Annotated in this window: 13 protein-coding genes; 6 read left to right on the forward strand and 7 right to left on the reverse strand. The window is 66.4% G+C overall.

Annotated features, from left to right (window positions below):
- Window positions 1-153 precede the first annotated feature (153 nt).
- On the reverse strand, window positions 154-648 hold the full coding sequence (locus CA237_RS05345) for a TlpA disulfide reductase family protein (protein ID WP_066689431.1): 495 nt from the start codon (window positions 646-648) through the stop codon (window positions 154-156).
- A gap of 56 nt (window positions 649-704) precedes the next feature.
- Entirely contained in the window at window positions 705-1,883 is a 1,179-nt protein-coding gene (chrA, locus tag CA237_RS05350; RefSeq protein WP_066689430.1) for a chromate efflux transporter, read from the reverse strand.
- Window positions 1,884-2,050: 167 nt separating this feature from the next.
- On the opposite strand from chrA, the gene polA reads away from it, so the two are divergent.
- A complete protein-coding gene (gene polA / locus CA237_RS05355) occupies window positions 2,051-4,810 on the forward strand; it encodes a DNA polymerase I (RefSeq protein ID WP_066689429.1) in 2,760 nt (919 codons plus the stop codon).
- A gap of 201 nt (window positions 4,811-5,011) precedes the next feature.
- Here the strand turns inward: polA and CA237_RS05360 are convergent, their stop codons facing one another.
- Both CA237_RS05360 and CA237_RS05365 read right to left on the reverse strand, forming a co-directional pair.
- Window positions 5,012-5,785 carry an ATP-dependent Clp protease proteolytic subunit gene (locus CA237_RS05360; protein ID WP_066689428.1) on the reverse strand — a complete coding sequence of 258 codons (774 nt, stop codon included), beginning with the start codon at window positions 5,783-5,785 and terminating at the stop codon, window positions 5,012-5,014.
- 102 nt (window positions 5,786-5,887) lie between these two features.
- Window positions 5,888-6,268, reverse strand: a complete 381-nt coding sequence (locus CA237_RS05365; RefSeq protein WP_066689427.1) for a DUF305 domain-containing protein — start codon at window positions 6,266-6,268, stop codon at window positions 5,888-5,890.
- 158 nt (window positions 6,269-6,426) lie between these two features.
- Here CA237_RS05365 and CA237_RS05370 point away from each other — a divergent pair, with 158 nt between their 5' ends.
- Window positions 6,427-7,953, forward strand: coding sequence for an oligosaccharide flippase family protein (locus CA237_RS05370; RefSeq protein ID WP_066689426.1), 1,527 nt, complete (start codon window positions 6,427-6,429; stop codon window positions 7,951-7,953).
- Between the two features lie 176 nt (window positions 7,954-8,129).
- Here the strand turns inward: CA237_RS05370 and CA237_RS05375 are convergent, their stop codons facing one another.
- The 3 genes from CA237_RS05375 to CA237_RS05385 form a co-directional block, all read right to left on the reverse strand.
- A complete protein-coding gene (locus CA237_RS05375; RefSeq protein WP_066689425.1) occupies window positions 8,130-9,581 on the reverse strand; it encodes an AMP nucleosidase in 1,452 nt (483 codons plus the stop codon).
- A gap of 73 nt (window positions 9,582-9,654) precedes the next feature.
- Complete coding sequence (locus tag CA237_RS05380; RefSeq protein WP_066689424.1) at window positions 9,655-9,993, reverse strand: hypothetical protein; 339 nt, start codon at window positions 9,991-9,993, stop codon at window positions 9,655-9,657.
- Window positions 9,994-10,207: 214 nt separating this feature from the next.
- On the reverse strand, window positions 10,208-10,690 hold the full coding sequence (locus CA237_RS05385) for a peroxiredoxin (protein WP_066689423.1): 483 nt from the start codon (window positions 10,688-10,690) through the stop codon (window positions 10,208-10,210).
- A 116-nt stretch (window positions 10,691-10,806) separates the two neighbouring features.
- Here CA237_RS05385 and CA237_RS05390 point away from each other — a divergent pair, with 116 nt between their 5' ends.
- From CA237_RS05390 to CA237_RS05405, 4 genes are all read left to right on the forward strand, one after another.
- Window positions 10,807-11,367, forward strand: coding sequence for a YqgE/AlgH family protein (locus CA237_RS05390; protein ID WP_066689422.1), 561 nt, complete (start codon window positions 10,807-10,809; stop codon window positions 11,365-11,367).
- A gap of 109 nt (window positions 11,368-11,476) precedes the next feature.
- Window positions 11,477-12,886 carry an adenosylhomocysteinase gene (gene ahcY / locus CA237_RS05395; protein WP_066689421.1) on the forward strand — a complete coding sequence of 470 codons (1,410 nt, stop codon included), beginning with the start codon at window positions 11,477-11,479 and terminating at the stop codon, window positions 12,884-12,886.
- 177 nt (window positions 12,887-13,063) lie between these two features.
- Window positions 13,064-16,084 carry a TonB-dependent receptor gene (locus CA237_RS05400; RefSeq protein WP_066689420.1) on the forward strand — a complete coding sequence of 1,007 codons (3,021 nt, stop codon included), beginning with the start codon at window positions 13,064-13,066 and terminating at the stop codon, window positions 16,082-16,084.
- 280 nt (window positions 16,085-16,364) lie between these two features.
- Window positions 16,365-19,364 (forward strand): TonB-dependent receptor, encoded by a 3,000-nt coding sequence (locus CA237_RS05405; protein WP_126013246.1) that lies wholly within the window; start codon window positions 16,365-16,367, stop codon window positions 19,362-19,364.
- Window positions 19,365-19,443: the final 79 nt, after the last annotated feature.

Genomic DNA, 19,443 nt, shown 5'->3' on the forward strand with positions numbered 1-19,443 from the left:
AAAGCCGCCCCGGAAGCGATTCCGGGGCGGTTTGTCGTTCGGCGACGGGCGGTTGCGGCGCTCTCGAGAAGAAGCGGGACCCCGGGTCAAGCCCGGGGTGACGATCGGGGTGAGCTATCGCCTTAAGCGGCGGGCCTCGACACCCACCGCCCCTCAGGCGTCCGGCACCGGCTCCCGCAGCAACGGGATCAGTTCGCGATTGAGGTCGTCCAGATCCATCGCGCCGGCCTTGGCGTAGCGGACGATCCCGCGGCGATCGATGATGTAGTTGGTCGGGACGGCGGGCCGGGCATGGGTGATGCCCTTGATCGCCTTGGCCGGGGTGATCGCCAGCGCGGCGAACAGCGCCTTCATCTTGTAGATCGGCACCGACCCTTCGGTGGTGACCGCGAAGACTCGGGCGCCATGTTTCTTGACCTGACGGTAATAGCCGTCGAGCAGCGGCAGCTCGACGCGGCACGGCACGCACCAGGTCGCCCAGAAATTGACGAGGATGACCTCGCCGCGATGCTCGGCGATGGTGGTCTTCGTCCCGTCGGCCAGCGTCAGTTCGATCGGCGGCGCAGGCTGTCCGACCTTCAGTTCCTTGGCGGCGGCCGGCGTCGCGACGATCAGCGCGGCGGCGAGCGGTAGAGTCCAGTTCGGCATGTTCGTGTCCCCCCTGCCGCCATCATCGCGCGAACGCGGCGGCGGTCAAGCGGCGGTCACAGGAACAGCCATCCGACCGTCGCGCCGACCGCGACGATCGTCGGCGTCACCCAGCCTCCCTTCAATCGCCACGCCATTGCCAGCGCTGCGGCGAACAGCGCCGCGCCGACCGGCGGATCGACCCGCCCGCCGGTCACCAGCGCCAGTTGCACGAAGGTCGCGGCGATGATTCCAACAACCGCCGCCGCCACGCCGGTCAGCGCATGGCGCAGCGAGGGGGCGTCGACGACGCGCTCGAGCCGTTCGAAGAAGATCAGCGAAAAGGCGAAGGCAGGGAGAAACATGCCGAGCGTGATCGCCAGCGCACCGGCCAGGCCGCCCGCAACGAAGCCGACGAAGGTCGCGAAGATGACCAGCGGCGCGGGAATGACATTGGCGAAGGCGACCCCGTCTAGGAACGCCGCATCGCCGATCCAGCCACGGCCGACCGTATCGGCACGGACATAGGGGATGGCGGTATAGGCCCCGCCAAAGGTCAGCAGGCCACCTTTCAACCCGGCGATGAAGAGCGCGACGACCGTGAGCGGCTGGACCGACGCTGCGGCAGGGGTGGGCGGGGCGATGGAGAGGCTGGCAACGGCGGCGGCGATGCCGGCAAGTCCGATCGCGAGCGCAAGCGGCGGGCGGTGCTTCATTGCATAGACGGCGCCGCCAGCCAGCAACGGGATCCAGAACGGCACCCGGCCCAGCGTCGCGGCGACCGCCGCCAGCGCGATCAGCGCCAGCAGCCGATCCTCCACGACATGCTGACCGATCCGCATGACGGCACGCAGGATGACGGCGAGGATCGCGACCTGGATGCCGAGCAGCAGGCCTCCGAGCGCCACGCTGCCCTGCACGACGGTGACGTACAGCCAGCCGACCAGCAGCATCAGGCAGAAGCCGGGCAGCATGAAACCGAGGCCGGCGAGCAGCCCGCCGATCCGCCCGCGCGCCAGCACGCCGAAATGGACGCAGAGTTCGTGGGCTTCGGGCCCGGGCAGGATTTGCAGCACGGCGAGCAGCCGATTGAACCGGCCCTTGTCGATCCAGCGTTCTTCCTCGACCAGCGCCTGCCGCAACATCGCGATCTGCGCGACCGGGCCGCCAAAGGCGAGACAGCCGAAGCGCAGGAATTTGCAGAATAGTGGTATCAAGCCGATCGACGGCGGACGGGACGGTGCGGCAATTTCCATGAACGAACGCTCCCAAGGCCGCGCGAACGCGGCCGGTGGAGCGGAACTTGGACGCAGGCGTCTGAACGGGCGTCCGCATTGCCCGTAGGCGGAATTGCACACCGACCGGGCAACGAAGTCAAGATCGCCCCCTCGCGCAGCCCCGCCCGCGCTGCTATCTCCCGCCCATGCCCCATCTCTATCTCGTCGACGGCTCCGGCTATATCTTTCGCGCCTATCACCGGCTGCCGCCGCTGACCAACCAGCATGGCGAGCCGGTGGGGGCGGTCTATGGCTATACCACCATGCTGTGGAAGCTGGCCGATGCGCTGCACAAGGCGGATGGGCCGACGCACATGGCGGTCATCCTTGACAAATCGTCGAAGACGTTCCGCAACGACCTGTACGATCAGTATAAAGCGCATCGGCCGCCGCCGCCCGAGGACCTGGTGCCCCAGTTCCCGATGATCCGCGATGCGACGCGGGCGTTCAGCCTGCCGTGCATTGAGGAAGAGGGGCTGGAGGCCGACGACATCATCGCCTGTTATACGCAGGCGGCGCTGGCGCAGGGCTGGGCGGTGACCATCGTCAGTTCCGACAAGGATCTGATGCAGCTGATGACCGACCCGTCGGTCGACATGCTCGACACGATGAACAACCGGACGCTGGGGCCGGACCATGTGGTCGAGAAGTTCGGCGTGACCCCGAACAAATTGGGCGACGTGCTGGCGCTGATGGGCGACAGCGTCGACAATGTGCCGGGCGTGCCGGGGGTCGGGCCGAAGACCGCCGCCAAGCTCATCAACGAGCATGGCGACCTTGAAGCCGTCCTCGCCGCGGCGCCCGAGATGAAGAAGGGCAAGCTGCGCGACAACCTGATCGACCATGCCGACAATGCGCGGCTGTCGAAGGTGCTGGTGACGCTGAAATGCGATGGCGGGCTGCCCGAACCGCTCGACGCGCTGGAATTGCAGGGGATTCCGGAGGCGCCGCTGCGCGCGTTCCTCGAACATCACGGGTTCCGCACGTTGCTGACCAAGCTCGGCCAGGTTGCCGATACGCCGGTTGAGACGCCCGCCGCGCCGGTGGCGCAGGACGACGAGCCGGCCTGCGATCATGACGCATACGAGACGGTGGTGACGCAGGAGGCGCTCGACCGCTGGGTGCAGGTCGCGCGGCATCAGGGCTGGGTGGCGATCGATACCGAGACGACGGGTCTGGACGCGACGCGGGCAGAGCTGGTCGGCGTGAGCATGGCGCTGCACCCGAACCTCGCCTGCTATATTCCGATCGGCCACGGCGGGACCGACATGTTCGCGGAGAAGCCGGAACAGCTGTCGCGCGAGGCGGTGCTGGCGACGTTGAAGCCGTTGTTCGAGGACGAGAGCGTCCTGAAAATCGGCCATAACCTGAAGTACGACATGATCGTGCTGGCGCGCGCCGGGCTGACCGTCGCGCCCTATGACGACACGATCGTCATGAGCTTTGCGCTCGACGCCGGGTTGCACGGGCATGGCATGGACGAACTGGCCGCGACGCATCTCCAGCATAGCTGCATCGCGTACAAGGACGTGGTGGGGACGGGGAAGAAGCAGATCGGCTTTGGCGAGATCGACCTGAAGACCGCCACCCGCTATGCCGCCGAGGATGCCGATGTGACGCTCCGGCTGTGGCGGCGGTTCAAGCCGCGGCTGCCTTATGAGTCGGCGACGCGGGTGTACGAGATGGTCGACCGGCCGCTGGTGCGGGTGATCGCCGACATGGAGCAGGCCGGGATCAAGGTCGATGCCGGCGTGCTGGCCAAGCTGTCGGAGGATTTCTCCGCCCGCATTGCGGCACTGGAAACCGAAATCCACGAGCTGGCGGGGACGAAGTTCACCATCGGGTCACCGAAGCAGTTGGGCGACGTGCTGTTCGTGACGCTGGGCATCAAGGGCGGGCGCAAGGGCAAGTCAGGGGTCTATTCCACCGACGTCAACGAACTGGAACGGATCGCCGCCGACAAGGATTCGCCCGGCGCGGCGATCGCGGCGAAGGTGCTCGACTGGCGGCAACTGTCCAAGCTGAAAAGCACCTATACCGATGCGTTGCAGGCGCAGATCAACCCGGCGACCGGGCGGGTGCATACGTCGTACAGCCTGACCGGTGCGCAGACGGGACGGCTGTCGTCGACCGATCCCAATCTGCAGAACATCCCGATCCGCACCGAGGTCGGCCGGCAGATCCGCGATGCGTTCGTGGCCGAGCCGGGCAATGTCATCCTGGCGGCCGACTATTCGCAGATCGAGCTGCGGCTGGCGGCGCATATCGCCGACGTACCGCAGCTGCGCGAGGCGTTCGAACGCGGCGACGACATCCACAGCATCACCGCGCAGGAGCTGTTCGGCGAGGTCAACCGCGACACGCGCGGGCGGGCCAAGACGATCAACTTCGCGATCCTCTACGGCATCAGCCGCTGGGGGCTGGCCGGGCGGCTGGACGTGAGCGCGGACGAGGCGCAGGCGATGATCGATCGCTATTTCGACCGCTTCCCCGGCATCAACCGCTATATCGCCGAGACGACGCAGAGCGTGCGCACGACCGGCTTCACCACGACCTTGTTCGGGCGCAAGACGCATTTCCCGCGCATCCAGTCGAAGGTGCAGCATGAGCGGCAGGGCGCCGAACGCGCCGCGATCAACGCGCCGATCCAGGGGACGAGCGCCGACATCATCAAGCGGGCGATGGCGCGGATGGGGCCTGCGCTGGCCGAGGCCGGCCTCACCGAAGTGCGGATGCTGTTGCAGGTGCACGACGAACTGGTGTTCGAACTGCCCGAGGGGCTGGTCGAGGCGGCGACGCTGGTGATCCGGCAGGTGATGGAGACGGCGGCGGAACCGGTGGTGCAGCTGTCGGTGCCGCTGGGCGTGGAGATCGGGACGGGCAAGAGCTGGGGCGCGGCGCACTAGAGCGGTTTCCGACCAGATTGAGCCATCGTCATCGCCGTGCGGGCGCCCGCTTCGCGGCGGGGTGATTTCCCGCCGGGGCCGCGTTGCTCGTCGGTTACGATGCGACTGCATCGCTCCCTCCTCGCGCCTTGCCCCAAACCGAAATCCCCTCCGTGCCGACGATCCAATCTGGTCGGAAACCGCTCTAGCGCCGGGTTCGCCCTATCGGCGTGGCTGGCACAGTAGCCGCTCGAGACCGGGCAGGGCGACGATACGCACGCCTGTCATGCCGATTTTGCGTGCCGCGACGTCTACCGGCGTGGCACCGGAAGCGGCGGTGGTAACGAAGCCCGCGCAATGCAGTGCGGCGTTCGACAGGTGCAGCATGTCGGTCGCTCCCGCCGCGTCCGGTACATGCCGGGGAACCGGCTGTCCAAGCGCTGGATCGTTGAGGCGGTATAGCACCGACGGCGACAGGCCGTGTCTGGCGTACAGCGCATCCTGCGCAGCGATCCATCCGTTCAGTCGGGCATCTTCGCGCGCGATCGTCGCCGCCACCTCGTCCGGCGTCGCGCCGGCGCCGGTCATCGCCGTGCGTAGCTGCGCATGCATGTCGCTTCGCGACGCCGCGTCGGGCGCACCGTGCCACAGCACGAGCGCCCCGGGTAATATGGTTCGGTGCGCGGCGGCGGCGAACAGATAATTGGCGCACGACGATGCGCAGACGCCGTCGACGACGATGCTCAGACGGCGCGCCTCGACCATTCCGGCCATCGCCAGCGCGGTTTCCGCTTCGCCGCCCGCCGAATTGATGACGACTCGTTGCACTTTGTCCGTCAGATGCCGTTCGAGCGCAGCGGCATCCCCCGGACGGATCAGCCCGCTGATCCGCACGGTGGCGGCATCGACCGGGGTGATGCGAAAGGAACCCGTCGCCTCGCCCCATGGCGACCCGGTCGCCGCGATCAGCAGCGCCAGCGATGCGGCGATCGACATGCCGTGTTCCTTCCCGATACTGGCATAGACTGCCCGACGCAGGGCAGGATGCGCGCTACGCCGTCGTGTCGCAACCGCCGGCGATTGCGAAGGCCAGTCCGGTTATCGACCCTTCGCCTCCAACCACCGGTCGATCTGCTCGATCTCCTCCTGCTGCGTGTCGATCACCGCCTGCGCCAGCGTGCGGGCCTCAGGGTCCTTGCCATGCGCCAGTTCGGTGCGGGCCATCGCCACCGCCGCCGCGTGGTGAACGCGCATCTGCTGCATGAAATCGACATCGGCGTCGCCGGTATAGGGCGGGGCCTTGGTCATCATGGCGGCCATCGATTGCTTGTAGCCGCGTGTCGCTGCGGAGTCCGTCGCCCCTGGCGCCATCGCGTCATGCGCCATGGCGTCGTGAGGTTGCGCGCCGTTGCCGGGGGCGGGCTGTTGCGAACAGGCCGCCAGCAGGGTGAGGCCGAGGATCGTCGCGGCTGGCTTCATCGATCGTCTCCATCGTTGCGGTAGTCCAAAGGCCGGGGCGTCCGATCGTTCCGACCGTTGCCCGCAAGCCGCACCCCGCGGGCAAAGCGCATACGGGGGCTATGGGGAGCGGACGCCCTGGCGTAAGAGGCCGCGATGATCGATCCTTCGCGCGTCGCGTGACCGACGCGCCGACCCAACCCGCCGACGACATCGCCGCCCTGGCCAAGGGCGGGCGGACGAACGTGTTCGGTTTCGTCCTGCGGCTCGTCGCGCGCCTGCCGTTCCTGTTCATCGCCGGACGCATCTATGGCCCGGAAATCGTCGGGCGGTTCGCGCTGGCGGTGCTGGTGGTCGAACTGGCGGCGCTGGTCGCCACGCTGGGGTTGAAGCGGGGGCTGGCGCAGGCGCTGTCGTCGACCGACCGGCCGCATGCCCATGTCGTGTGGGACGCACTGGCGGTCGCGTTCATCATGTCCGTCGCGGCCAGCGCCGTGCTGTTCGTATTCCCGCAGGTGATGTATCCGAACAGCGAGGTGATCGGGTTCGAGCGCCTGCTGCCGCTGATCGTGTTCGCCATCGCCTGGTCGGACGTCAGCTTGGCGGCGCTTGCCTATCGGTTGAACGTCAAGGCGGCGGTGACGGCGCGCGCGGTGGTGGAGCCGTGGACGATCTCGATCGCGGCTTGGGCGCTCAGCTATTATTCGACGCGCGACGGGCTGATCATGAGCTACGTCCTGTCGATGGCGGCGGCGCTGGTCGCGTCGATCGTGCCGTTCATCCGCAGCTATGGCCTGCCCTATGGCTGGTCGCCGCATCTGCGGCCGATGCTGGCGCTGGTGAAGCGCAACATGCCGCTGGCCGGGGCCGATGCGATCGAATGGGGCACGCGCAACGTCGATCGCTTCATTCTGGGGCTGCTTTTCGGGCCGGCGATTGTCGGCATCTACTATATGGCGCAGCAGGTCGCGTCGCTGCCGCAGAAGCTGAAGACCAGTTTCGACCCCGTGCTGGGCCCGGTCATCACCCAGAGCCTGGCGGCGGACGACAAGAGCGCAGTCGCGCGGCAGGTGCGGCAGGTCGGTTTCTGGATCATCACCGCGCAGGCGGCGCTGGCGCTGGCCGGGAGCATCCCGGCGTCCGGCGTGATGGGCGTGGTCGGGCGCGAGTTCGTGAGTGGCGCGGGGGCACTGTCGTTCCTGCTGATCGCGGAGGTGCTGGCAGCGAAAGGCGCGGTGTCGGAAGCGGCATTGGTCTATATCGCGCGGCATCGCAACCTGATGATCTCGATCGGGCTGCTGACGTTCCAGGTCGTGCTGAGCTTCGCGTTGGTATTCCTGATGCGATCGTTCGGCCTGCCGCAAAATTATGCGGCGGTGGGGCCGGCGATGGCCTTGTGCATCTCGGTCGCGCTGGGATCGGTCATCAAGTCGGGGCTGCTGTCGAAGCTGCTCGGCCATAGCGTGCGCGATTTCCGCCCCGCCTTGCTATGGGCGGTGCTGGCCGCGGCGCTGATCGGATCGGCGATCATGCAGCTGCCCAAGCGGTTCGAATGGGCCGAGATGCTGTTCGGCATACCCGTGATCCTCGCGACCTATTTCGCGATCCTGTGGCGCTGGGCGTTCCGGCCGGAGGACAAGGCGCTGTTCCACAAGAGCGCGGCGGCGAGCGAGGCGACCATCCCGACCGACCGGTACAAGGTGTAGCGGGCGGGCGGTCGTCGCCCCAGATCGAGAGCGGGTCCTGCCGCGACATGCGTCATCCCCGCGCAGGCTGGGATCTCTCGCCGACAGCACCCGGCAGGAGCCGCGAGAGGCCCCAGCCTTCGCTGGGGCGACGTTTGCCGGTCGGCAGATTACTCGTTGGGGGCGAAGCGCGCCCGTTACCGGAACGGCGGTTCGTTGAATGCGCGCAGCTTGCGGCTGTGCAGCCGGGCGCCCTCCAGTCGCAGCTGCTCGCAGGCCTCGATGCCGATGCGCATATGTTCGTTGATCGCGCGTTCGTAGAAACGGTTGGCCTGTCCGGGCAGTTTCAGTTCGCCGTGGAGCGGCTTGTCCGAAACGCACAGCAGCGTGCCGTAGGGGACGCGGAAGCGGTAGCCCTGCGCGGCGATGGTCGCCGATTCCATGTCGATCCCGACCGCGCGGCTGAGCGAGAAGCGCAGCGCCGAGCGGCTGAAGCGCAATTCCCAGTTGCGGTCGTCGGTGGTGACGATGGTGCCGGTGCGCAGGCGCTTCTTCAACTCATCGCCCGACTGGCCCGACACGATCTCCGCCGCGCGCGCCATCGCGACCTGCACCTCGGCGATCGCCGGGACGGGAATTTCGGGCGGCAGCACGTCGTCGAGGACATGGTCGTCGCGCAGATAGGCGTGGGCGAGGACATAGTCGCCGATCCGCTGGCTGGGACGCAGGCCGCCGCAATGGCCGATCATCAGCCATGCCTCCGGCCGCATGACCGCCAAATGGTCGCAGATCGTCTTCGCGTTGGACGGGCCGACGCCGATATTGACCAGCGTGATCCCGGTGCCGTCGGGCGCAACGAGGTGATAGGCCGGCATCTGGTGCCGCCGCCATGCGCTGTCGCTGACCATGCGTTCCGCATCGTCGCCGGCGGTCGCCAGCACGCCGCCCGCGCCGGACAGCGCGGTATAGCGGCTGGGCGTGCCATCGGCGGCGGGCTTCAGCTGCTCGCCGGCCCAGCGGACGAATTCGTCGACATAGCGGTGATAGTTGGTGAACAGCACGTACTGCTGGATGTGCTCGGGCGGCGTGCCGGTGTAATGGCGCAGGCGTGCGAGCGAGAAGTCGGTGCGCAGGCCGTCGAACAACGCCAGCGGGCGATGCGCATCCTGCGACGCCCAGAGGCCATCGGCGATCTCGTCACCGATATGCGCCAGCTCGGTCGCAGGGAAATAGCGGGCGAGTTCGGTCGCCGATACCGCGTCGAGGCTGAGTGCGTGCCCCGCGTCGAGGACATAGGGGAAGGGAATTTCCTGCCGCCCCGCAACCGCCTCGACCGTCACGTCGTGGTTTTCGATCAGCAGGTCGAGCTGCTCGGTCAGATAGGCGGCGAACATCGCCGGCTTGGTCACGCTGATGCGATATTCGCCGGGCGTCGTCAGCCGGCCATAGGCGCGCGACGGCGTCGGCCGTTCGCTGCTGCCGCGATAGGTCAGGCGGATTTCGGGATAGGCGAACGACCCGTCGACCCTGGCGGAAGAGGGCGGGGGCGTGCCGTCGGTGAGGTAGCGGTCCAGCGCGGCGCGGAGGCGCGCGACCGAGGCGGTGTAGAGCCGATCGAGTTCGGCGACGATCTGGGAAGCCTGCGTCATCGACCGTGGCTAAGGCGGCGCGCGGCGCAACGCAAGCCCCCGGCGCGCGCGTAACGCGCCGGGGGCAGCGGCCTCAGGTCGCCGAGGGCGGGACCTTCGGCGTGGCGTCGGCCTCGCGCTTCTTTTCCATCAGCTTGGACGCACCGAACGCGGCGCCGGCAATCGCGGCGGCGGCACCGGCGACGATCGCGGCGGTCGCGCCGGGATGTGCCTTCACGGTTTCGGCGGTCGACTTGGCGGCGCTGCTGACGGCATCGCGCGACTTGGCAGCGGCGTCGCTGACGCTGTCCTTGGCCGAGGCGTAGGTCGCCGATGCCTTTTCGGCGAGCGTGCCCGAGGTTTCGGCGACGTCGTTCGCGATGTCGTTGGCGACATCCTTCGCGGCGTTGGTCGTGGTCGTCGTGTCGGTCATGACGTTCCCTTTCCTGATCGATATGGCTGCGTAACTACCGACTAACTCGAACGGTCGCCGCCGGTTCCGTTACAACCGGCGGGAAATGGCCCCTTGTCCCACGACGTCGCACCAGCGAAGGCTGGGGCCTCGCGCGGCTCCTGCTGCGTGCTGTCACCGTAAGACCCCAGCCTTCGCTGGGGTGACGTGTGCGTGCGAGTCTGCGCGAACAGCGTTAGAGCGATGCCAGCAGGTTTTCGGCGGAACTGACCTTGAACTCGCCGGGTGCCTCGACATGCAGCGCCTCGACCACGCCGTCGTTCACCAGCATCGCATAGCGTTGCGAGCGGGTGCCCATGCCATAGGCCGAGCCGTCCATGGTCAGCCCGATCGCCTTCGCGAAATCGGCATTGCCGTCGGCCAGCATCGTTACCTTGTCACCCGCATCGCCGGCCTTGGCCCAGGCCGACAGGACGAAGGCGTCGTTGACCGCGGTGCAGGCGATTTCGTCCACGCCCTTGTCACGGAATGCCTGCGCCTGTTCGACGAAGCCGGGCAGGTGCCTGGCCGAGCAGGTCGGAGTGAAGGCGCCGGGGACCGAGAACAGCGCGACGCGACGCCCGGCGAAGAAATCATCGGTCGATACCTGGTCCGGGCCGTCGGGCGTGACCTTGGTAAGGGTGGCGTGGGGCAGGCGGTCGCCGACCTTGATCGTCATGAATCTCTCCGCTTCGGGTCCGGCGCACGATGCGCGCCGCCATGCAGCTTGGGTGCGCTCATGGTCCTTTTCAACCATGGCGCTCGGTCGCGGGCGGGATTAGCGTCGGCGGCATGATGGACCAGACGCGATTCCTTGCCGGAGAGATTTTGCTTGCCATGCCGGGGATCGGCGATCGCCGGTTCGACCATGCGGTGATCGCGATGTGCACCCATGACGAAGAGGGCGCGATGGGGGTCGGGATCGGCGATACGATCGACGGCCTGGGGCTGCATGCGCTGTTGAAGCAGCTCGACATCGAACCGGGCGAGGCGCCCGATGCGCCGATCCACCTCGGCGGGCCGGTCGAAACGCGGCGCGGCTTCGTGCTGCACGACGACAGCTGGAGCGGGCAGGACACGATCGACGTGGCCGGCAAATGGGCGCTGTCCGGGTCGATCGACGTGCTGCGCGCCATTGCGGCGGGCAGCGGGCCGTCGCGCTACCTGATCGCGCTGGGCTATGCCGGCTGGGAAGCCGGACAGCTGGAGAGCGAATTGTCGCGCCATGGCTGGATGAACGTCGCCGGCGACGGGGCGCTGCTGTTCGACGTGCCGACCGCGACGCGCTGGCGCGGCGGGTTCGAACGGGCGGGCATCGATCCGCGGTTGCTGGCGCTGGGTGCGGGAACCGCCTGACCACGGCATATAAAGGAATCTTTATATAGGATTTGCGTTTCGGCGGGGCCGCCGGTAGAGGCGGACCATCCGCCATGGGTGCGCCCATGGCCCCACGCAGGAGCATCCCATGGCTACCGCCATTGCCGACAAGCAGACCGATTACGTCATTCGCGACATCAGCCTCGCCGATTTCGGTCGCAAGGAAATCGAGATCGCCGAAACCGAAATGCCGGGCCTGATGGCGCTGCGCGACGAGTTCGGTGCGTCGCAGCCGCTGAAAGGCGCGCGCATCACCGGTTCGCTGCACATGACGATCCAGACCGCGGTGCTGATCGAGACGCTGGTGGCGCTCGGCGCCGACGTCCGCTGGGCGACCTGCAACATCTTCTCTACGCAGGACCATGCCGCTGCCGCGATCGCGGCCAAGGGCATTCCGGTGTTCGCGGTGAAGGGCGAGAGCCTGGCGGACTATTGGGACTATGTCGGCGACATCTTCAACTGGGGCGACCAGACCGCCAACATCATCCTCGACGATGGTGGCGACGCGACGATGTTCGCGCTGTGGGGCGCGAAGCTCGAAGCCGGCGCGACGCTGGGCGAGCCGGAGAATGAGGAAGAAGTCGAGTTCCAGCGCGCGCTGAAGGCGTTCATCGCCAAGCGTCCGGGCTATCTGACCGAAACCGTCAAGAACCTGAAGGGCGTGTCCGAAGAGACGACGACCGGCGTCCACCGCCTGTACGAAATCGCGAAGAAGGGTGAGCTGCCCTTCCCGGCGATCAACGTGAACGACTCGGTCACCAAGTCGAAGTTCGACAACCTCTATGGCTGCAAGGAATCGCTGGTCGACGCGATCCGTCGCGCGACCGACGTGATGCTGGCCGGCAAGGTCGCGTGCGTCGCGGGCTTCGGTGACGTCGGCAAGGGCAGCGCCCAGTCGCTCCGCAACGGCGGCGCGCGTGTCATGGTCACCGAGATCGATCCGATCTGCGCGCTGCAGGCGGCGATGGAAGGGTTCGAGGTCGTGACGATGGACGAGGCCGTCGAACGCGCCGACATCTTCTGCACCGCGACCGGCAATGCCGACGTCATCACCGCCGAGCATATGGCGAAGATGAAGCCGATGAGCATCGTCTGCAACATCGGCCACTTCGACAGCGAGATCCAGATCGCCGCCCTGTCGAACTATGAATGGGACGAAGTGAAGCCGGGCACCGACCTGGTGAAGTTCCCCGATGGCAAGCAGATCATCGTGCTGGCGAAGGGCCGCCTCGTGAACCTCGGCTGCGCCACGGGCCACCCGTCGTTCGTGATGTCGTCGTCCTTCACCAACCAGGTTCTGGCGCAGATCGAGCTGTGGACCAAGGGCGAGAACTACAAGAACGAAGTGTACGTTCTGCCCAAGCACCTCGACGAAAAGGTCGCGGCGCTGCATCTCGAAAAGCTGGGCGTGAAGCTCAGCAAGCTGACCGAGAAGCAGGCGTCGTACATCGGCGTGCCGGTCGAAGGGCCGTTCAAGCCGGACCATTATCGCTACTGATCGCCCACGCGATCCGACGCCACAGGGGGCGGGCATCCACCGGGTGCCCGCCCCTTTTGTTGCACGTTTGCAACGCTCTGCGCCGAAACCACCCCGGCAATCATTCAATACGTTGCAAATGAAACCGACTGCGTATCGTAGGAATGCATATAACTGTATGAGTAAGGGGTCTGTTTCATGAACCAGTCAACGTCGCGTTTGCGTGCCGGTGTCGCCCGCAGTGCCGTTGTCGTCGCCGCGCTGATGGCATCGGCGGCCGCCACCGCGCAGACTGCCGCGCCCGGCAACAGCGATAACATTCCGATCCCGGCAGACCCCGCCGCGCAGACCGCCGAAGACGCCAGCAACGGCGACGAAATCGTCGTCACCGGTACGCGCATCCGTCGCCCGGACTTCGAATCGCCCAGCCCGGTCGTCTCCGTCAGCGCCGCCGCGATCCAGCAGGCCGGCAGCACCAACCTGACCGACATCATCGCGCAGGTCCCCGCGCTGCAGGGGTCGACGACCTCGGCCGATACCGCGGGCAGCGGCGTCGGCATCGGCGCGTCGGGCCTCAACGTGCTGAACCTGCGCAACCTTGGCACCGATCGCACGCTGGTGCTGATCGACGGCCGTCGCCAGGTCGCGTCGGTTCCGGGGTCGCAGGCGATCGATATCGGTACGATCCCGAGCGATCTGGTCGAGCGGTTCGACGTTCTGACCGGCGGCGTGTCGGCGGTGTACGGTGCCGACGCGGTGACCGGCGTGGTCAACTTCGTCCTGAAGCGCAACTTCGAGGGCATCACCGCCCGCGCTCAGGCCGGCATTTCCGAATATGGCGATGCGGGCAAGCGCCTGCTGGCCGTCACCGTCGGCAAGAATTTCGCCGACGGCCGCGGCAACGTCGCGCTTGCCTATGAATATGGTTCGGAAAGCCGTCTGGAATCGCGAGACCGCGCGCGCCTGCGCGGGAACGGGCTGGTCAGCTTCCAGCGCAACCCGAACGATCCGGAGTTCCGGCCGGGCTATACCGGCGGTGCCAGCAACGGCATCCCCGACAATATCCCGACCCGCGACGTCCGCTACAACGACACCGCGCGCGAGGGTGGCATCGACGTCGATTTCGACGGTCAGCCGGACTATATCGTCAATGGCGCGGGACAGCTGGTTCCATTCCAGCTGGGCACCGTGTTGCGTCCCGGTTTCTCGCAGGGCGGCACCGGCACCAAGACCGCCGATTATCTCAACGACCTGCTGCCGCGCATCGACCGCCATGTTGTGAACGCGATCACGCATTTCGACGTGTCGCCGGCGCTGACGCTGTTCGCCGAGGGTAAATACGCCCGCAACAAGTCGTTCACCGTCGGTCAGCCGTCGTTTGACTATTATCTGTTGGCGGAGGACGGCAATCCGTATCTGCCGGCCGGCCTGCCCAATCTGGGCAATGGCGGCGTGCTGATTACCCGTGACAATTTCGACATCGGTCAGCGCGGTGAGACGATCACCCGCGAAACCTATCGCGCCGTCGTCGGTGCGAAGGGCCAGATCAACGACCATGGCAGCTACGAACTGTCCTATGTCTTCGGGCAGTCGGACATCGCCAACCGCTATGTCAACAACACCTATAACGACCGCTTCTATGCGGCGCTGGACGCGGTGCGCGATCCGTCGAACGGGCAGATCACCTGCCGGGTGAACCTGCAGCCGAACTGGACGCCGAACCAGCCCTATGCCAGCCGCACCGTGGTGAACCCGACGACGTTCCGGCCGGGTGAGTGCGTGCCGCTCAACCTGTTCGGCGATGGTGCGCCGAGCCAGGCGGCGCTCGATTTCGTGCGTGCGACCACCACCGACCGTTCGCGCCTGCGCCAGCATGTCGTGTCGGGATCGATCTCGGGCGATTTCGGTCAGTTCTTCAAGCTGCCCGGCGGTCCGGTCAACTTCGCGCTGGGTGCCGAGTATCGGAAGGAAGAGAGCCGGTTCGTGCCCGATGCCATCGCGGCACAGGGGCTGACCTTCACGAACTCGCTGGGTCGCGAAGAGGGTCAGTTCGACGTGAAGGAAGGCTTTGCCGAACTCGATGCGCCGATCCTGAAGGACCTGCCGTTCGCCTATCGCCTGAGCGTCGGCGCGGCGATCCGCTTCTCCGATTATTCGACCATCGGCGGCACGACGACGTGGAAGGTCAACGGCACCTACGCGCCGGTCCGCGACATCGTGTTCAACGGCACCTATTCGAAGGCGGTGCGCGCCCCGAATATCGGCGAGCTGTTCGCGGGTCAGTCGCAGACCTTTGCCTTCATCACCGACCCGTGCGATCGGGCCGAGTTGCAGAACGGCACGGCGACCCGCGCGGCGAACTGCCGCACGCTGCTGAGCGGTCTGGGCGTTGCCGATCCGGCCAATTACGTCGATGCGCGCTCGACCAACATCTCGGGCTTCTCGGGCGGTAACAGCCAGCTGCGTGAGGAAGAAGCGACGACCTGGACCGCGGGCGCTGTGCTGCAGCCGCGCTTCATCCCGGGCCTGTCGTTGCGTGCCGACTGGTACGACATCAACCTGCGCGGTGCGATCAACACGGTCGCGGCCAACGAAGTCGCGCGGCTGTGCGTCGATCAGGCCACGCTGGACAACGTCTTCTGCCGGTCGATCACGCGTACCAACGTCGCCAGCAACACGGCGGCCGTTGGCAACATCACCAGCTTCGTCGTCGCACCGCAGAATGTCGCGCGCTTCAGCACCGCCGGTCTGGACGTCAACGTCAACTACGCCTTCGATGCGGGTTCGGCGGGCCGTTTCAACCTGCGTCTGATCGGCAACTATCTGGACAAGCTGGAGTTCATCGGCACGCCGGGAGCCCCGGTCACCAACCGTCGCCAGGAAGCGGGGTATCGTGCGCCGAAGTACAGCGCGAATGCCGATCTGACCTGGTCGCTGGAGAATGTCACCGTCAACTACGGTGTCAACTTCATGGACAAGACGCTGCGCTACGCCAATCTGACGAACGAGAACAACCCGGACGTCGTTGCGCCCGAGTACAAGTACATCAAGGCGATGTGGCAGCACGATATTTATGTCAGCGTCGATGCGACCGACCGCTTCCAGTTCTTCGGTGGCGTGAACAACGTGTTCGGTCAGAAGGCGGACATTGCCGACACGACCTATATCCAGCAGGTCATCGGCCGCTACATGTTCGCGGGCGCTCGCATAAAGATGTAAGCGCACGCCCCGGGCGGCGATCCGTCGCCGGGAAGCGATAGAGGGGCGGCACCATGCGGTGTCGCCCCTTTTTCGTGCCGGTCGTGGTGAGGTCCGGGAAACGCGGCTTCCGCCCGGAGCGGCTCCGAATTGTTGCTGGTATGTGGCGGGGTGTTGCATGGCAACAACGCTGCCCCGCTAAATGACCCGTTTCGTACCGTTGCGACGAAAGGACCGGGCGAACTGCGCGCCGGTCGCATGCCCTAATATGGTATACTAAACTGAAAAGGGGGATCGACCGATGAAGCAACCGATATCGCGCTGGCGGCTGAACGCCGCACGCAGCGTCCTCGCCATGGCTGCCGTTCTGGCGGCGGCATCCGCTTCGGCGCAGGATGCGCCGGCGACCGTCGGCGACGAACAGGCAACGACCGATCCCGCCGAGGAGATCGTCGTGACCGGTTCGCGCATCGTGCGGCCCGAGCTGGAGGTTGCCAGCCCGATCGTGTCGGTCACCGCCGCCGCGATCGAGGCGACCGGTCTGAACAACATCACCGACGTGCTGATCCGCAATCCCGCGCTCAGCGCATCGGTCGGCGGTGCGCGGTCGGGCGGGGGCAGCCCGACGCCGCTGGCCGGCACCGGCGCCAATTTCCTGAACCTGCGCAATCTGGGGACGAACCGGACGCTGGTGCTGGTCAATGGCCGTCGCCACGTGGCGGGCGTCCCCAATACCGCCGCGGTCGACATCAACTCGATCCCGCAGGACCTGATCCAGCAGGTCGACGTGCTGACCGGCGGCGCGTCGGCGGTCTATGGCGCCGACGGCGTGTCGGGCGTCGTCAATTTCGTGCTGCGTCGCGATTTCGAAGGCGTGACCGCTCGATTGCAGGCCGGCATCTCGGACGATGGCGACGCCGGCAACCAGCTGGCATCGATCGTCGCCGGCAAGAACTTCGCCGGTGGACGCGGCAACGTCACGGCCGCCTATGAATACAGCAACACCGAACGGCTGAGCAGCTTTGCACGGCCATTTTCCGGCGATCCCGACCATTTCCAGGAATTGTGGCAGAACATCAACGATTTCCGCCCGGGCGCGAACGGCATTCCGTTCGACGATCCCAACATTCCGGATCGCATACTCTACACCAACCTGACCTGGGCGGACAGCGCGCCCGACGGCGCGGTCGACCTGAACCTCGACGGCATTCCCGACTTCACCGGCAGCGGCCTTCCCTATGACGGCGGCACCTTCCTGCCCGGCGGCAGCGGCCGTGCGATCGGCGGCACGTCGAACACGCCGACCGCGGGATATTTCGGCGACCTGTATCCGGCGATCGAACGCCATGCCGCCAACCTGCTGACCAGCTTCGAATTTTCGGACAAGGTCCGCTTCTTCGCAGAGGGCAAGTTCGTCCGGACCCGCGCCTATTCGGTCGGGCAGCCGAGCTTTGACTTCTACACCTATCTGATGCCCGACAATGCGTTCCTGAACGATCGGTTCGGCGCGAATGCGGCGCCCAACGGTGCCTTCATCTCGCGCGACAATTTCGACTTCGGCATTCGCGGCGAGCGGGTGCGGCGCGATACGTGGCGCGGGGTCGTCGGCTTCGACGGCGAGATCGCCGAGAACACGCGCTACGAAATCTCGTACGTCTATGGCCGCACCAGCGCGCGGTCGTCGCAGACGTCGAACCCGATCGGCGACCGTTATTATGCGGCGATCGATGCGGTGCGCGCGCCGGACGGATCGATCGTCTGCCGCTCGACGCTCGATCCGTCGGCGCTCAGCCCGGCGGCGACCACCTTCACCCCGGGGGCGGGCAGCCCGTGCCGGCCGCTCAACCTGCTGGCGAACGGCGTCGCGTCGCAGGCCGCGCTCGATTTCGTACTGGCGAGCAATGTCGGCCGCGCGCTGGTCGACCAGCATGTCGTGTCGGGATCGATCTCGGGCGACAGCCGTGCCGTCTTCGAACTGCCCGGCGGTCCGATCGGCTTTGCATTCGGTGCGGAATATCGGCGTGAGCGCAGCCGGTCGGACCCCGATCCGTTCAGCGTCCGGGGCGAGTTTCGCGATTCCGCCGCGCTGCCGCCCAGCGCCGGCAGCTTCGACGTCAAGGAAGTGTTCGGCGAAGTGAACGTGCCGCTGCTCGCCAACATGCGGTTCGCCGACCTGCTGTCGTTCGGCGCCGCCGCCCGCGTGTCGGACTATTCGACGGTGGGGTCGACCCGCACGTGGAAGTTCGACGGCATCTATGCGCCGATCCGCGACATCCGCTTCCGCGGCTCCTATTCGCAGGCGGTCCGCGCGCCCAATATCGGCGAATTGTTCCTGCCGACGACGGGCACGTTCGGCTTCGTGACCGATCCGTGCGATCTGGCGAACCGCAATCAGGGGACCCAGTATCGCGAGGCGAATTGCCGCACGCTGTTGGCCGGGCTGGGGCTGACTCCGCAGCAGATCGCGACCTTCACCCCGTCGCGGGTGCCGTCGGCGACCACCTCGCGGCGCGGCACCGTCGGTGGCAACCGCAACCTGGCGGCGGAAATCGCGACGACGTGGACCGCGGGCGTCGCGCTGCAGCCGCGCTTCATCCCCGGCCTGACGATCACCGCCGACTGGTACGACATCCGCATCCGCGACGCGATCAACACGCCCAGCCCGACCCAGCTGGCGCAACTGTGTGTCGATCAGCCGACGATCAACAACCAGTTCTGCGCCAACGTCTTCCGGTCGACCACCACCGGCTATGTGCTGGGCGACGGCAACGATCCGCAGCGGCGCATCGGCTTCAACGTCGGACCGGCCAACGTCGCCGCGTTCCGTACGTCGGGTGCGGATTTCGCGGTCAACTATACCGTACAGCCGGGCAAGCTGGGCCGCTTCGACTTCAACGTGAATGCGGGCTATCTCGACCATATCTCGTTCGTGCCGACGGTGGGCGCGGACGTCGATGACAACACGCTGGAACAGTATAATCCGCGGTGGCGCGGGTCGGGCAACATCACCTGGACCCTTGACGCGCTGTCGCTGAACTACGGGCTGGTCTATTTCAGCAAGACCCGTCGCTTCAGCGTCGAGGAACTGGCCAACAATCCGGACCTGTCCGATCCGAAGTTCTTCTTCTGGCCGGAAATGTTCCAACACGACATTCGTGCCGAAGTGCGGGTGAACGACCGGTTCCGCTTCTATGGCGGCGTCAACAACCTGTTCGAACAGACGCCGATCTGGGGTTCGCTGAACTACCCGATCTCCGGCGTCGGCCGGTTCCTGTATGCCGGCGCGACGATGCGCATGTGATCGGACGCGACCGAGGTTTCGGTTGAACGATTCTGGCCGGCACCATGCGGTGTCGCCCCTTTTTTATGCGGGCGCTAAC

The sequence above is a fragment of the Sphingomonas sp. ABOLH genome (assembly GCF_003951715.1).
In the GTDB taxonomy this organism is placed as follows: Bacteria; Pseudomonadota; Alphaproteobacteria; order Sphingomonadales; family Sphingomonadaceae; genus Sphingomonas; species Sphingomonas hankookensis_A.

What these genes read in the sequence shown, in the direction of transcription:
- polA (WP_066689429.1), top strand. Translation starts at nt 2,051, where the DNA reads ATGCCCCATCTCTATCTCGTCGACGGCTCCGGCTATATCTTTCGCGCC.
- CA237_RS05375 (WP_066689425.1), bottom strand. Translation starts at nt 9,581, where the DNA reads ATGACGCAGGCTTCCCAGATCGTCGCCGAACTCGATCGGCTCTACACC.
- CA237_RS05360 (WP_066689428.1), bottom strand. Translation starts at nt 5,785, where the DNA reads ATGTCGATCGCCGCATCGCTGGCGCTGCTGATCGCGGCGACCGGGTCG.
- CA237_RS05400 (WP_066689420.1), top strand. Translation starts at nt 13,064, where the DNA reads ATGAACCAGTCAACGTCGCGTTTGCGTGCCGGTGTCGCCCGCAGTGCC.
- CA237_RS05345 (WP_066689431.1), bottom strand. Translation starts at nt 648, where the DNA reads ATGCCGAACTGGACTCTACCGCTCGCCGCCGCGCTGATCGTCGCGACG.
- CA237_RS05385 (WP_066689423.1), bottom strand. Translation starts at nt 10,690, where the DNA reads ATGACGATCAAGGTCGGCGACCGCCTGCCCCACGCCACCCTTACCAAG.
- CA237_RS05390 (WP_066689422.1), top strand. Translation starts at nt 10,807, where the DNA reads ATGGACCAGACGCGATTCCTTGCCGGAGAGATTTTGCTTGCCATGCCG.
- CA237_RS05365 (WP_066689427.1), bottom strand. Translation starts at nt 6,268, where the DNA reads ATGAAGCCAGCCGCGACGATCCTCGGCCTCACCCTGCTGGCGGCCTGT.
- chrA (WP_066689430.1), bottom strand. Translation starts at nt 1,883, where the DNA reads ATGGAAATTGCCGCACCGTCCCGTCCGCCGTCGATCGGCTTGATACCA.
- CA237_RS05380 (WP_066689424.1), bottom strand. Translation starts at nt 9,993, where the DNA reads ATGACCGACACGACGACCACGACCAACGCCGCGAAGGATGTCGCCAAC.
- CA237_RS05405 (WP_126013246.1), top strand. Translation starts at nt 16,365, where the DNA reads ATGAAGCAACCGATATCGCGCTGGCGGCTGAACGCCGCACGCAGCGTC.
- ahcY (WP_066689421.1), top strand. Translation starts at nt 11,477, where the DNA reads ATGGCTACCGCCATTGCCGACAAGCAGACCGATTACGTCATTCGCGAC.